Here is a 13,732-nt window from a genome sequence, read left to right as displayed (position 1 = left end):
GTTGGTTAAGTTATTTCTTTTTTCCCGTCAGGAGTTCCACAAGCGGGCGGTCCTTGAACGATTGGGTTTTCTGGTCCCAGAAGCCGAAGTCGTTGTCGTAACACCATGATGCCCATGCAATGTTGTACTTGTCGAACACCCACAGCATATCTTTTGTCCACTTATAAGCCAGCTCACGGTCAACCGGTTCATAGACGCCCCATTCTCCGCAATAGAGCTGCACGCCGTATTTTTTTGCCACGGCTATGGCGTCACGGAAGTCCTGGGCTATGCGCTCGCGGTTCCATACGCCGGTGTATTTTTTCAGTACGGGCTTCAGGCTGTCAGGAGCGGCGTCATAATCGGCCTGCGAGATGAGGCGTCCCGGATAAGTGAGCTTGCCTCGGTAGCCGCCTACCGGCGTCCAGGGCGCGCCATAGTGTGTAAGTGCCTGCGGCTCATAATAATGGAACGAGAGAACGATGTTCTTGTCTCCCTCGGGTATGCGCAGGTACTTGAATGTCCACGTGGCCTGCCACATGTTTGAGCCGATGACCAGCGTGCGCTGCGGCTCACGCTCTCTGAGAGCTTTATGTGCCTTGAAAATCAGCTTGTTCCACTGCTCATGCTCATCGGCCACCGGCTCGTTCATCAGCTCGTAGGCCACGGAGTCAACGCTGTAAGCCTTGAGCGCGTCGGACAACTGGTACCACATATTTATAAGATCCTGCTGGGCCTTGTCTGACGTGAAGAGTACGTTGGTTCTGCCCTCGTTGACAGCATTGAAATCATGAGATCGGATGATGTGCATGTCCACTATGGTACGCAAGTGGTGCTTCCCGGCCCAATTCAGGGCTTGCGTGAGCAGTTGCCACGCTTCGGGCAGCTTGTTGCCCTGCTCGTCCCAGAACTGCTCCTCGTCGATTGGAATGCGCACAAAGTCGAATCCGAGTTCCTCAAGGCGTGCAAAATCCTCTTCCTTGATGTGCTGGCGGCGTGCCTCTCCGCGCTCGGGAGTTTGCGAGAGCCAGTGGCTGATGTTTGTACCGCGTTTAATGGTAAAGTTGTTTACAGTCTGCGCAGTCGAGGCAATAGAAGAAAATGCCATAGCCAGGACTGCGGCTGCGAGAATTATTGTCTTTCGCATAATTATAATTGTTTGGTTAATAAAATTCCATTATTCTGTTCCAGCCCTGTCCTGCCGCGGAAGGGTTGCTGATGCGGCTTTGCCGTCTGGCGGACTGCCGTGCCGGGCGTGGCACGACGTTACGGCAAACACCAGCGGCGACAGCCGGTAAAGCCTCAAAATTTGTTTTCTTATTTAATCTGCTGTTTTAGATATGTTGCAAAGTAAGTAAAATGTTACATAAAAGCGGGTTCGCTATCTCTTGATAAAAGTTTAATAGGTGTTTTTCGTCAGAAAACAAACCTTATTTCACGAGAAATCAAACCTTTTCCCGCAAGAGACAGGGCAATGCGGTTGTTGAATTTAAGAGATGTCAGCGTTCCGCCCATGCTTGCATACATACTGATGAAAGGCGTTTCAAATATCCTTTGATTGTCCGTATGTTAACGTGCGAGTTGTAAAAGATGCCGTATTACGCCATGAAAGGGCACCTGTTAGAGCGCAATACGTATCGTTTTGTGCCCTGAAAAGGCACAAAACGGAAAGCCAGAGAGATTAGTCGCTGTAAGCGTATGGCTATATGGGCGGGTGGGCAAGTATCCGCCTTTTAATCAAAAAATGTTTTACTTATATTTTGACGGAGAGACACCGAAATATTTTTTGAACGCAGTGCTGAAATACTTGGCGTTGTCGAAACCAACTTCATCGGCTACTTTACTGACGTAGTGTCCAGAGCGCAGCAAGACTGCGGCACGCTCAAGACGCACTATACGGATAAATTCCTGAGGTGATTTGCCAGTGTATGACTTCAGCTTCACATAAAACATCGTGCGGCTCATCGCCATTTCCTTGCACAAGCGGTCAATAGTGAAGCCTGAATCAGAGATGTTGTCGAGAATAAGTTTTGTCACAATGTCAACGAAAGCCGTATTTTCTTTCTCGGCAGTTGCGGCGGCGTCGTCTTTGTTTCCGTCAAGTTGCAGCTCCTTATTTGCAGAAATAAGCTGCACGGCCTTATCTTGTTTTTGCTCAGGCAGTGAAGCCTGCAAATCTTTTTCATTGCCGCTGCCCACAGAGTTTACCACAAGGCGCATATACCGGGTGTGCAGGCCGTATGTCCATAAAGCCCCGTAGAACAGCAATGCGATTAAAGCGATGTAGACACACCACATCCACCACGAATTCCACCAAGGCCTGCCGATAATGATTGTAAGCTTCTGTTCATCAAGTACAATGCGGTTGGCTTTGCTTACCGCGCGGACAGTAAGAGGGTGTGTGCCAGGCTCAAGATTGACGAACCTGATGTATTGCTGTGTCGAGAGCTGGCTCCAACTGCCATCCCCGACCTTGTATTGATAAGCAATATCAAATTGGTAGCGCAAGTTTATGCTTTCAATATACAACTCAAATGTACGCTGTTGGTATGACAGTTTCAGTTTCCTTTCACCCAACATTTTGGCCACTTGCCCGTTGAACTCTACAGAATCATCATTGCAACTAATTCCCTTGAAACGCAATTTGGCCGTGTAATTGTGTTCCTGCACGTAGTGCGGGTCTATGGCGACAGCACCTTCTACGCTCCCGAAAAGGAGTTTTCCGTCTTGTAAATTGAAGGCTGCGCCCTGTGAATACTCGCGTTGGGCTCCATAATGATAGTTTACTGAAATGATTTTGTCAAGACTGCCAGGGTATGCGAACGACAATCCCCTGTCAGTAGCGAACCACAGGCGTCCGAGTTCGTCTTGCGTGACGCTTGTGACGACGTTTGAAGGCAGGCCGTTTTTCATGGTAAACTGCCGGCATTTCCCCGTGCGGAGGTCATACACATACAGTCCTCCGCCATTAGTGGCGATATTTATGTAGCGTTCATCATAAATAAAGAGGTCAAGCACATAACGGTTAACTTGGTCGGTTGATGACGGGGAATAAGGCAGTTCCTTTACCGTTTTCTGACCCGGAGTCACAATAAAGAGCCCGTTTATTGTACCCGCCGCTATACGGCCGTCGGGCAAGAGGGCAAGAGACTCCACGTTTTCCACAGGGTAATATAGAAATTTTCCTTGTACTACTTCAACAAGTCGTGTATCTTGGCAACCAATCCAAAGATGGCCATTCCTGTCAAACAACAAATCCTGGATATGGCTGTCTTCCAGAACGTCAGTACCATACAACTCCCTTACCTCTCCGTTGGTGCTGATTTCACACACGCCGTTGCCATAAGTTGCAGCCAAAAAACCTCCGCCGTCCTGCTTGGGACACAACGAAAGCACTACGATGTTCCGCGCAATATGACGCCACTCACCTGTGATGGTGTTTAATACACTGATACCGCCGTCAGTACCCATCGCCAAAGTCGATGGTGACAGCTGTGCCACACAGTTGACATGGTCGTTAACCAATGTCGGCTTATTCGGCTGATGCATATAAACGGTAACGGCGTTACCGACGGGCCGCGCAATGTCTATGCCTCCCGAATAAGAACCTATGAATATGTCTTTCCAGGCATCAACAAGCACTGCGTAAATGCCATTGCCGTGAAGCACGCCATGCTCTCCCTCATTGGCATTGAACAGCAGTGAGGCTTTATTTTTAGCTGAGGGTAAGCGTGAAGCCTGATACACGCCGAAGCCGTCAACCCCCACCAGCATCGTATTACTGTCATAGCCGACAATGCTGCGAACGGGATGATGAGGTATTCCGTCCATTGATGTACACACACCTTTTCCGTCTGCAATTATAAGCCCCTGCTCGTATGTGCCAAGCCAAAGTTGTTTGGTGTCCGCGTCATAGTGCCCACTTACGACGTCATACGGCAAATAAGAAATAAGAGCCTTGTGATTACGGCTCAATGACTTTACACCCTGACGTGTGCCAAAGAGCAAAATGCCTTTCGGCCCGCGGATGATGCAACTTGCATATATCTTTGAACCTACCGTGACAATCTTTCCATTGCGGAGCATATAAACGCCATCGCTCATTGCCAGCCAGTAAATGTCGCCGTCCTTATACACATCGTTGAGCTGGTTGTCATACTTGAAAAAGACAGCAACGTCAGCTACAACATCAAAATGGTTTTGCTCCGGATTATATTCATATATGCGTCCACCGGCATCAAACACTTGCAACACACTGTTGTCGGCCGATTGGACAAAACAGTAATACTCACCGGTATTACCCTCCAAATTAAAGTTCTCTATGCTGACCCCGTTGTATCGGGCCACAAAACTCTGTGTCGTCAACCACACGGCTCCATCCTCCGTCTGTTTAAGCGAATAGATGCGTTGGCTGTTTAATCCATCCGCCAAACCCAGATGAGAGAACGTGAAGTCGCTTACACGTAAAGCTGTCGCAATTACCGCTATCTGCGACATTATTATTATAAGGAGCGTTTTCGCGACCCAAAGTTCGCGCAAGCCTCTTAGATGCGGTTCATCATGAAAGACACAGTAATTCTCTTTTTTCATTTTTCATCCGAGATTAAATAACGTGAGTTCGATGAATTATAACTATTTGTAAATTTGGTGATTAGCGAAAATTGTTGTAACTTTATAGTGTTCAATTACAAAGTATTACAAACAATAATCGCTATGATCACCGAGGACAAAGTTACATAATATCGCTGGAATAATCGAAAAAAATCAGCAGATTAACGCAATAGAAACTGAGATTTAAGTAGTTAGGAGAAAATCGCAGAAGTTGGGTAGAGGACTGAAAACTGTTTCAAAGCGGATTGGAGGAAGAGAACGGTTTCCTATTCGTTACCCGCCAGAAGTGCAGATTTAACAGTCGCCGCTTCGTTTGCGCCGTTCTGCGTAGGTTTGCTTGTCAAGGTTTAACTCGTTGATTTATAGTTTTGCAACCAAAAAAGGACGAGTATGACAAGGAGCACATTCCGCGTGCTGTTCTATGCGAACGGCAGCAAGGAGAAGAATGGAATTGTCCCCATCATGGGACGGGTTACAATCAACGGGACGGTGGCGCAGTTCAGTTGCAAGCGGAGCATCACAAAGGAGCTTTGGGATGCAAAGGGCAACCGTGCCAAAGGCAAGAGCGTGGAAGCGAGGGAGACGAACCTTGCGCTTGACAACATCAAGGCGCAAATCATCAAGCACTACCAGCGCATATCCGACCGTGAGGCGTATGTCACGGCGGAAATGGTGCGCAACGCCTATCAGGGCATCGGCTGCGAGTATGAAACGATACTCGGCGCATTCGACAAGGAGAACGCCAAGTTCCTGAAACGTGTCGGCAAAGACCGCTGCATGGGGTCTTACCGTGTGATGGTGCGCTCACGGAACTATGTGGCGGCGTTCATCAAGTCGTTCTACAAACGCAACGACATGTCCATGCTGGAACTTACTCCCGACTTCATCAAGGAGTTCTCCGTATTCCTCACAACGGAACAAGGGTTGAAGAACGCTTCCGTGTGGCTGGCTTGCATGTGGGTCAAGACGGTCGTTTCACGGGCGCATTACAACGGGCTGATACCGAGAAATCCATTTGCGCAGTTCCGTATCACGCCCAACGTGAAGGAAAGGGAGTATCTTACGGAGGGAGAAATCCGGCAGCTTATCGAGCATGAGTTTTCCGATGCCACGCTTGCTTTCACCCGTGACCTGTTCGTCTTTGCCTGCTTCACCGCACTCAGCTTCGCAGACATCAGGGAACTGACCACGGACGAGATTATGGACGTGAACGGCGAGAAGTGGATTATCTCCAAACGGCACAAGACGGGTGTACCGTTCCAAGTGAAGCTGCTGGATATCCCGTTGCAAATAATCGGAAAGTACAGACCTTTCCAAAAGGACAATTCGGTTTTCGGTGAAATCAACTATTGGAACGTCTGCAAGAAGCTGAAAAAGGTTATCAGCGAGTGTGGCATAAACAAGCAAATCAGCTTTCATTGCGCCCGCCATACGTTCGGCACATTAGCCCTCAGCAAAGGCATGCCGATTGAGAGCGTGAGCCGTGTTTTGGGACACACAAACATCAAGACTACACAGATTTACGCAAAGATAACCACACAGAAGCTGGGTAACGATTTGACGGCTTTCGGTAACCAACTGAACCAGACTTTCGGCAACATCAAAGTGGCAGGGATATGAAACGGACAATAATCACGATGGACGAGTACGGCAGGGTTGCCGTGCCGTCCGATACCGCAAATGTTTGGATGAGCGAAATGGAATTGGTAAGACTGTTCGACGTAATCGCCCCGACACTCCGTGCTGCTATCCGAGCCGTGTACAAAAGCGAAGTGTTGCAACCTTACGATGTTGAAAAGCGTATGAGGCTGCCCAACGGTTATTATGCGGCAACGTATGCCCTACCGATGGTCGTGGCACTTGCCTTCCGTATCAATACACCCAATGCCGCAAGGGTACGCAACGTCCTGTTGGAAAGGCTGTGCTTGCGAAAAGACAGACAAATGCTTTGGCTTTCGTTAGGCAATAGTACAACATGTAAGTGTTAGCGGGTGTAGTTACGTATCAATACGCCCGTGCATTCACACAATGCCATCTGCCCGAAGAAGTATCATTTTTCGCTTCTTCGGGCTTTTTTCTTTTCGCCTTTGGATAACTGATATTTCCTATTATGCTGTATTTTCTTGTCTGTCAGTTTCTTTTGCGCCGTTCTGCATAGTTTTACTTATCAAGGTTTTAGCCGTCCTGCCGTAGCTTTGCACCCATGTTCAATCCGCCTGCCGACAAGGTGTCGGCGGCACTAAAAACTGTATTTGAGATATGGAAAAGAAAGAAGAATTTATCCGTGTAGGCACAACGCTCTACAAGATTGTGAACCAGCCCCGAATCGACGGCGGCTATGTGAGGAAGCGCATCGCATGGAACTCCGAGACCCTGCGGCAGGACTACGGCAAGGACTACATGGCGGGCATACCGAAGTATGATGGCTTCTGCACCGTACCCGACCATGTGGGCTACAAGCCCATAGTCGGCAAGTTCCTCAACCTCTACGAGCCGATAAGCCATGTTCCCGTGCAGGGCGATTTCCCCTGCATCCGCTCGCTGGTGGAACACATCTTCGGCGAACAGTACGAGTTGGGCATGGACTACCTGCAACTGCTCTACCTTTACCCCGTTCAGAAACTGCCCATCCTCCTGCTCGTGTCCGAAGAACGGAACACGGGCAAAAGCACGTTCCTGAACTTCCTGAAAGCCGTGTTCCAAAACAACGTGACGTTCAACACCAACGAGGACTTCCGCAGCCAGTTCAATTCCGACTGGGCGGGCAAGCTGCTCATCATGGTGGACGAGGTGCTGCTCAACCGCCGTGAGGACAGCGAACGGTTGAAGAACCTCAGCACCACGCTTTCCTACAAGGTGGAGGCGAAAGGCAAAGACCGTGACGAGATAGGCTTCTTCGCCAAGTTCGTGTTGTGCTCCAACAACGAGCATCTGCCCGTTATCATTGACGCAGGTGAAACACGCTATTGGGTGCGGAAGATTGTGCCGCTACGGAGTGATGACACCGAATTCCTGCAAAAGTTGAAAGCGGAGATACCCGCCTTTCTCCATTTCCTGCAATACAGGAAGCTATCCAGCGAAAAGGAGAGCCGCATGTGGTTCAACCCGAAGCGGCTGGAAACGGATGCCCTGCGGAAGATAATCCGAAGCAACCGCAACCGTTTGGAGATAGAGATGGCGGAACTGCTGCTCGACATCATGGCAAGCGTGGATGTCAGTTCTGTTTCTTTTTGCCTCAATGACATCATCCCGTTGCTCGTCTGCTCGCAAGTCAAGGTGGAGAAGTCGCAGGTCCGGAAAGTGGTGCAGGAGTGCTGGAAGCTGGCTCCTGCATCCAATTCGCTTTCCTACACGACCTACCAATATGACTACAACCGTGAATGCCGCTACTCACCCGTCAGGAGGATTGGACGCTACTACACGGTAAGCAAATCACAGTTGGAAATGCTCTGATATTTTGATGAAATGATGAAATCATATATAAACATAAAGAATAACAGCGGTTTACATCCTCATCAAACACTCAACAAAAGGATTGGGCTGATGAAAAGAGAAAACGGATACAACCTTACACATCACTTTCCTTTTGGCGAGCGGTTTGATGAAACGCTGATGAAAGGTTATTCTATTAGCTGTCAGTGTATTAGACTGTCCAATCATCACACCCCTCAACAAGTCCATCGAGGAAACGGCAGCACCATCCTTGCCTGTATGCCCGTGTGCCGACAGGCAATTATGCCGGCATAACGGCACCGAATATCATGCAAGGCTGGCAAAAAGAAAAAGGCGACCAATGTCCACCGACATCACCGCCGACACCATCGCAGGCTTTTGGGGAAACAAAAAGCCATAGCTCATTAGGGCGTTTTCTTCACGCACCGCTGACGCTAATGCTAAAAACACCCCAATGAGCCAGCGGGGTTGCACCCCTCTGGACACCCCCGCTTGCCCCGTGCGGCTATGACCGCAGACAGGCGGACACCGACAGACAAGTTTGTACAACCTCAAAAACAAGAAACGAACATGGGATATATCAGCATCCAAATCAACAAGGCGAAAGGGTCGGCTGACACGGGCGCATCCGACCATATCGAACGCAAGACTACGCCCAAGAACGCAGACCCCACACGCACCCACCTCAACCGTGAGCTGGTGCAGTTCCCCGACGGCGTGGCAGACCGTACCGAAGCGATAAGCCACCGCATTCGCACGGCGGGCATCAAACGGAAGATAACGCCCGACCAAGTGAGGGCAATCCGCATCGTGCTTTCGGGTACGCACGAGGACATGGCGAGGGTGCAGGACGAGGGCAGACTATCCGAATGGTGCGATGACAACCTGCAATGGCTGCACCGCACATTCGGCAGGGAGAACACCGTTTCGGCAGTGCTGCACATGGACGAGCACACGCCGCACATCCACGCAGCGGTCGTGCCGATTGTGACGGGAGAGCGCAGGAAAGCAAGGAAGAAGCAGACGGAGGGCAAACGCACCTACCGCAAGAAAGCCGACGCCGTGCGCCTGTGCGCCGATGACCTCCTGACCCGAGAAAGGCTTGCCGCCTACCACGACAGCTATGCCGCAGCGATGTCGAAGTACGGCTTGCAGCGTGGCATACGGGGTTCAGAAGCACGGCACACCACCACCGCCCAATACTACCGTGACTTGAAACGGCAGACGGGAGAGCTTGAAGCCAACATGCGGCAGTTGCAGGACGAGCAACAGCAGGCGGAAAGGCAACTTGACGAAGTGCGGAAGGAAATCAAGTCGGAGAAGCTGGAAGCCGCCAAGACCGAGGCAAAAGCTGCACTTGTGGCAAAGGTCGGTTCTCTTTTGGGAAGCGGCAAATTGAAAGAGCTTGAAGCCGACAACCGCACCTTGCAAGGCGAGGTCGCCGCTCGTGATGAGAGCATTGAGTTGTTGCAACAACAGATGGAGCGGCAGCAGGAGGAACACAGCCGCCAGCTTATGGAACTGCAATCCAAGCACCGCAGGGAAATGGCGGACAAGGAAACGGCACACCAAAAGGAAGTGTCATTCCTGAAATCTATCATCCAGAAAGCCAAGAAATGGTTTCCGTTGTTCCAAGAGTTGGTGTATATGGAGGAGTTCTGCCTCAGAGTCGGCTTCAACGAGAGGCAGACCGCCACGCTCATCAGCGGCAAGCCGTTGTTCTACGAAGGCGAACTCTATTCGGAGGAACACAGGAGGAAGTTCATGACCGAAAGGGCTGGTTTCCAAGTGGTGAAAGACCCGGCGGACAAATCCAAACTCGCACTTGCAATCAATGGGCAAGTGATTGGCGAATGGTTCAAGGAACAGTTCGACAGGCTGTTTTCATCCATTCGGAAGACGGTTATATCGCCTCGTAAAAACAAAGGAATAGGGTTGTAAATCTGACAAACGGGAGGATCGCAAGTTTGTGTTTTGGTCTGCCTCAAACCGCTTGCTACCCTCCCGTTGGTTGAAACGTCACTTTATTTGTGCTCTAATCCTGCTCAAACTCGCTTGTGTGATACCCAAATAAGTGGCGATGCTTCCCAACGGCAATCGCTGTAACAAATCAGGTTCTTTCTCCAACAACTCCTTATAACGTTCAGAGGCGATGGCGGACAACATGGAAATCAACCGTTCCTCGGTGGCAAGCAACTCCATCTCCGCATAACGCCGCCCCCAATTGGCGATATGTAAATCTTCCGAAAACAACTCTTTCAGTTCTTTCCTTTCCAATACATATAATATCGAGTCTTCCATCAGCTCCATTGTTTCATATCCCGGCTCGTCATTCACATAGCCTTTCATGGAAACAAGGGTCGCTCCTTCCTTGCCAAACCAAAAGGTAATTTCCTTCCCGTCCACCGAGGTATAGGCGCGGACAATGCCTTCCTTGATGAAAAAGATGTTCTTCTCCACCTTGCCGCTTTCCAGCACGCGGAATCCTTTGGGATACGAAACTTCCGTCAAACATTGCCGCAACTTGTCCAAAGACGTGTCCGGCATAGCATATCTTTGATTGATGATTTCCTTTATATCCATAGCGCATTGTTGTATTCGGTGTGCAAAATTATAAAATAGCACATAGAAACGAGAATGAACGGTTGCTTTTTGTCAAATGCAAAATCGGTTTTTGCCAAATGTAAAAAGCTGTTAGGGAGTACTTGCTTACTTTTGCGCCCGAATTTAATAAATCATAGGTATGAATTGGATAATCTTATTGTTGGCAGGATTGTTTGAAGTAAGCCTTACATTCTGCTTGGGGAAAACGAGGGCGGCATCGGGTATTGGATTCTATCTGTGGGGAAGCGGGTTCCTTGCTTCCACCATACTGAGCATGGCTTTGCTTGCCAAGGCGGTGCAGACGTTGCCTTTGGGTACGGCATACGCCATCTGGACAGGCATCGGGGCGGTCGGCACGGTCTTGATAGGAATATTCGTTTTCAAGGAACCTGCCACTCCCATCCGGCTTTTCTTCCTGTTCACACTCATTGCTTCCTTGATTGGATTGAAAGTCGTATCATATTGAGAGGAGGCGGAAAATGAAGTATGAATTGAGGGAGAATCAAGGCATTCCGGCACCTCTGCTGGCTTTGATGGCAGCCGCTACCGGACTTTCCGTCGCCAACTGTTACTACAACCAGCCTTTGTTGGGCAGCATGGCAAAAGACTTCGCGGTAAATGACTTTTCTGCCAGCATGGTAGCGACATTGACCCAGATAGGCTATGTGACCGGACTTGTATTTGTCATCCCACTGGGTGATTTGGTTTCACGAAAGAAGCTGATATTGACCAATTATATCGTTTCTGCGTGCGCCTTGCTTGCCATATCCCTTGCCCCGAACATCTACTGGGTGTGGGGCGCATCCTTGCTTGCCGGCGCATCTTCGGTCATGCCGCAGTTCTTCATCCCGTTGGTGTCTTACCATTCAGCACCTGCACACAAGGTGCGCAATGTGGGCATTATACAATCCTGCTTGCTCATAGGCATTCTCGGCTCGCGGGTCTTCAGTGGCTTTCTGGCTGATGTGTGGGGATGGCGTTCCGTCTATTTCGTGGCTTGCGTGTTTATGCTCGGATGTTTTCTGATGATTTACAAGATGCTGCCCGTGCTGTCTGCCCGCTCTCAAGAAAGTTATGCAGGGCTGATGAAATCCTTGTTGCGTCTGCTCTCCCAATACCCGTACTTGCGTATCGCATCGCTGAGGGCGGCATTGGCTTATGGCTCGTTCTTCGCCCTGTGGAGTTGCCTTGCTTTCCGGATGAAACAGGAACCTTTCTTTGCAAGTGACGACATTATCGGGGCACTCGGTTTGTGCGGACTGGCAGGTGCATCCACGGTCGTATTCATCAGCAGCTATATCCAAAAGTACGGTGCAAGGTTCTTTTCTATTGCCGGAGGATGTGTGGTATTGGCTGCATGGCTGCTGGCATTTTTAGGGAATGACAGCTACCTGTGGATGATAGTTGCCATCCTGTTGATTGATGCCGGTATGCAATGCATCCATTTGTCGAATCAGACCAGCGTAGTCGCCCTTGACGCATCTGCCATCAATCGTGTCAATACCGTTTATATGACCATTTACTTCTTGGGCGGTTCTGCGGGCACTTTCGTTTCCGGTCTGTCCTGGCAACATTATGGATGGGCAGGCGTGGCTTGGACGGGAATCGCTTTTACTGTGGCTTCCTTGCTTGTTAATTATTTCAAGCCTCAAACAACATAATGGTGGATACAAAACAGGCTGAAAGAATATTCAGGGCAACCGCATCAAAATTCCAGTAGCTTTTTCAAGTAGTTTATGTCTAACGCTGCCTTATAGAGTCTTCGTTTCATACTCAGTTTGTCTTTCTGTTCCGAAACGATATGCAGAGCAATCTTTCTCAATACTGAAAGGTTCTGCGATGCGAATCCTTTTCTAGCCCTGCATTCATCCTCTTTGAAGGTAACATCCAGATGCCAATGGAGCTGATTCTCAATACTCCAGTGTCCTCTTGCCAATGCTGCATAATAGGAAGCTTTCGGCTCTTTCTCGTCACTGATGTAGTAACGGATATCACGGGTTATCCGATCCTTGATTTCGCGGATGGATTCTATTTTTACTATGGTGGAAAGATTCTTCCACGACTCGAGTGTCTCCTCCATCAGGTAATCCCTTGCAGGTAGGATACTGCACCTGCGTGTCTCTATTCGTCCATGTCCGGCATCAACCTCCTCATAAAAATCCGTATGGGATTTTACCCGGAAAGCGCATTCCATATCCTCGCACAAGGAGCGTTGGTTTTCTTTTACGGCGAGGAGATAGTGACCGCCCGAGCGGACAATCAGCTCCGCAATCTCACGTTGCGTCCCCATGGCATCGATGGAAACAACGGCATCTGAGATATCGATATCCGAAAGGATTTCAGGGATGGCTGTTATCTCGTTGGACTTATCCTCCACCTTTTCCTGGGCGATACAGAAACGGTTCTCACTCACCCAGGCGTTCAGGATATAGAGTCCCTTGTTCCCACGGGATGTCGGAGAGGCACCGCATTGCTTCTTTCCGTCTATAACTATCTGTTTCTCTGACAAGTCATTCAAGATGTCCTTGCCGTAGGAACGAAGACAGCATTCCAGCTCTGCCGGATGTATCCGACCGAATACACGCTCGAAAGTATCCGTTGAAGGGACACCGTTTGGCAGAGAGAGCATATCACCGAGCTCACTGCCTCGTTCCAAGGCAAACATACGCATATCCTCATAATCCGTACCTCCGGTCAGGTAGGTACACAAGCCTATCATCAGAATGTCTGACAGCAGATGTAGACAACGACCTGTTACACGAGGGTCGGTAACTTCACTGAAGTAAGGTTTGGCTATATTCATAGTACAAAAGTACTGATTCTACCTGAATCTACAATTAGAACTGACTGTTGCTATAAACTATTTTGGTGCGGTTGCCCTGAAGAATATTTGGGATGATTCTTTCAGCCTGAATATTTTTTGTACCTTTGCATCCGAAGAGTTACTTGAACAAGCAAAGCGATGCAGACCACGGCAATTGGAACGGTTGCCAACTCATTACCCGAAAACGAGGTAATTCTTCTAACTCTCTTGATTTCAAAGGGGTATATCCTTTTTGCAGAATTACAGAATTATTTTGTATGG

Annotated in this window: 11 protein-coding genes; 7 read left to right on the top strand and 4 right to left on the bottom strand. The window is 49.3% G+C overall.

The annotated features are described in order from the left end of the window. Positions 1 to 10: 10 nt before the first annotated feature. Together M3089_RS13825 and M3089_RS13820 are read right to left on the bottom strand one after the other, a co-directional pair. Positions 11 to 1,126 carry a glycoside hydrolase family 5 protein gene (locus tag M3089_RS13825; protein ID WP_178264703.1) on the bottom strand — a complete coding sequence of 372 codons (1,116 nt, stop codon included), beginning with the start codon at positions 1,124 to 1,126 and terminating at the stop codon, positions 11 to 13. Positions 1,127 to 1,728: 602 nt separating this feature from the next. Continuing rightward, positions 1,729 to 4,569, bottom strand: a complete 2,841-nt coding sequence (locus M3089_RS13820) for an AraC family transcriptional regulator (RefSeq protein ID WP_249084724.1) — start codon at positions 4,567 to 4,569, stop codon at positions 1,729 to 1,731. Between the two features lie 411 nt (positions 4,570 to 4,980). On the opposite strand from M3089_RS13820, the gene M3089_RS13815 reads away from it, so the two are divergent. The 5 genes from M3089_RS13815 to mobV all read left to right on the top strand — a co-directional run bounded on the left by M3089_RS13815 (position 4,981) and on the right by mobV (position 9,984). Continuing rightward, positions 4,981 to 6,210 carry a site-specific integrase gene (locus M3089_RS13815; protein WP_249084722.1) on the top strand — a complete coding sequence of 410 codons (1,230 nt, stop codon included), beginning with the start codon at positions 4,981 to 4,983 and terminating at the stop codon, positions 6,208 to 6,210. Then, positions 6,207 to 6,578 (top strand): hypothetical protein, encoded by a 372-nt coding sequence (locus M3089_RS13810; protein WP_178568709.1) that lies wholly within the window; start codon positions 6,207 to 6,209, stop codon positions 6,576 to 6,578. Before M3089_RS13815 ends, M3089_RS13810 begins: the two co-directional genes overlap by 4 nt. A gap of 271 nt (positions 6,579 to 6,849) precedes the next feature. Continuing rightward, entirely contained in the window at positions 6,850 to 8,043 is a 1,194-nt protein-coding gene (locus M3089_RS13805; RefSeq protein ID WP_249084720.1) for a primase-helicase family protein, read from the top strand. A gap of 90 nt (positions 8,044 to 8,133) precedes the next feature. After that, complete coding sequence (locus M3089_RS13800) at positions 8,134 to 8,337, top strand: hypothetical protein (protein ID WP_249084718.1); 204 nt, start codon at positions 8,134 to 8,136, stop codon at positions 8,335 to 8,337. A gap of 276 nt (positions 8,338 to 8,613) precedes the next feature. Next, entirely contained in the window at positions 8,614 to 9,984 is a 1,371-nt protein-coding gene (gene mobV, locus M3089_RS13795; protein ID WP_249084717.1) for a MobV family relaxase, read from the top strand. 78 nt (positions 9,985 to 10,062) lie between these two features. On the opposite strand, the gene M3089_RS13790 is transcribed toward mobV, so the two are convergent. Next, complete coding sequence (locus M3089_RS13790) at positions 10,063 to 10,626, bottom strand: Crp/Fnr family transcriptional regulator (protein WP_016662058.1); 564 nt, start codon at positions 10,624 to 10,626, stop codon at positions 10,063 to 10,065. Between the two features lie 160 nt (positions 10,627 to 10,786). Here M3089_RS13790 and M3089_RS13785 point away from each other — a divergent pair, with 160 nt between their 5' ends. Next, a complete protein-coding gene (locus M3089_RS13785; RefSeq protein ID WP_016662057.1) occupies positions 10,787 to 11,113 on the top strand; it encodes a DMT family transporter in 327 nt (108 codons plus the stop codon). Between the two features lie 13 nt (positions 11,114 to 11,126). Next, positions 11,127 to 12,308, top strand: a complete 1,182-nt coding sequence (locus M3089_RS13780; RefSeq protein WP_205110471.1) for an MFS transporter — start codon at positions 11,127 to 11,129, stop codon at positions 12,306 to 12,308. 44 nt (positions 12,309 to 12,352) lie between these two features. Here M3089_RS13780 and M3089_RS13775 read toward each other — a convergent pair whose 3' ends face one another. Next, the gene (locus tag M3089_RS13775; protein WP_249084715.1) at positions 12,353 to 13,450 is read right to left on the bottom strand and encodes an ISAs1 family transposase; all 1,098 of its coding nucleotides are present in this window, start codon (positions 13,448 to 13,450) and stop codon (positions 12,353 to 12,355) included. Between the last annotated feature and the right edge of the window lie 282 nt (positions 13,451 to 13,732).

This window comes from Marseilla massiliensis, assembly GCF_023336985.1.
In the GTDB taxonomy this organism is placed as follows: domain Bacteria; phylum Bacteroidota; class Bacteroidia; order Bacteroidales; family Bacteroidaceae; genus Prevotella; species Prevotella intestinigallinarum.
This window is presented reverse-complemented; position numbering and strand designations above follow the sequence as displayed.

Bases quoted from the DNA above. Each gene is read 5' to 3' on its own strand.
- M3089_RS13825 (WP_178264703.1), bottom strand. From the start codon at position 1,126: ATGCGAAAGACAATAATTCTCGCAGCCGCAGTCCTGGCTATGGCATTT.
- M3089_RS13820 (WP_249084724.1), bottom strand. From the start codon at position 4,569: ATGAAAAAAGAGAATTACTGTGTCTTTCATGATGAACCGCATCTAAGA.
- M3089_RS13815 (WP_249084722.1), top strand. From the start codon at position 4,981: ATGACAAGGAGCACATTCCGCGTGCTGTTCTATGCGAACGGCAGCAAG.
- M3089_RS13810 (WP_178568709.1), top strand. From the start codon at position 6,207: ATGAAACGGACAATAATCACGATGGACGAGTACGGCAGGGTTGCCGTG.
- M3089_RS13805 (WP_249084720.1), top strand. From the start codon at position 6,850: ATGGAAAAGAAAGAAGAATTTATCCGTGTAGGCACAACGCTCTACAAG.
- M3089_RS13800 (WP_249084718.1), top strand. From the start codon at position 8,134: ATGAAAAGAGAAAACGGATACAACCTTACACATCACTTTCCTTTTGGC.
- mobV (WP_249084717.1), top strand. From the start codon at position 8,614: ATGGGATATATCAGCATCCAAATCAACAAGGCGAAAGGGTCGGCTGAC.
- M3089_RS13790 (WP_016662058.1), bottom strand. From the start codon at position 10,626: ATGGATATAAAGGAAATCATCAATCAAAGATATGCTATGCCGGACACG.
- M3089_RS13785 (WP_016662057.1), top strand. From the start codon at position 10,787: ATGAATTGGATAATCTTATTGTTGGCAGGATTGTTTGAAGTAAGCCTT.
- M3089_RS13780 (WP_205110471.1), top strand. From the start codon at position 11,127: ATGAAGTATGAATTGAGGGAGAATCAAGGCATTCCGGCACCTCTGCTG.
- M3089_RS13775 (WP_249084715.1), bottom strand. From the start codon at position 13,450: ATGAATATAGCCAAACCTTACTTCAGTGAAGTTACCGACCCTCGTGTA.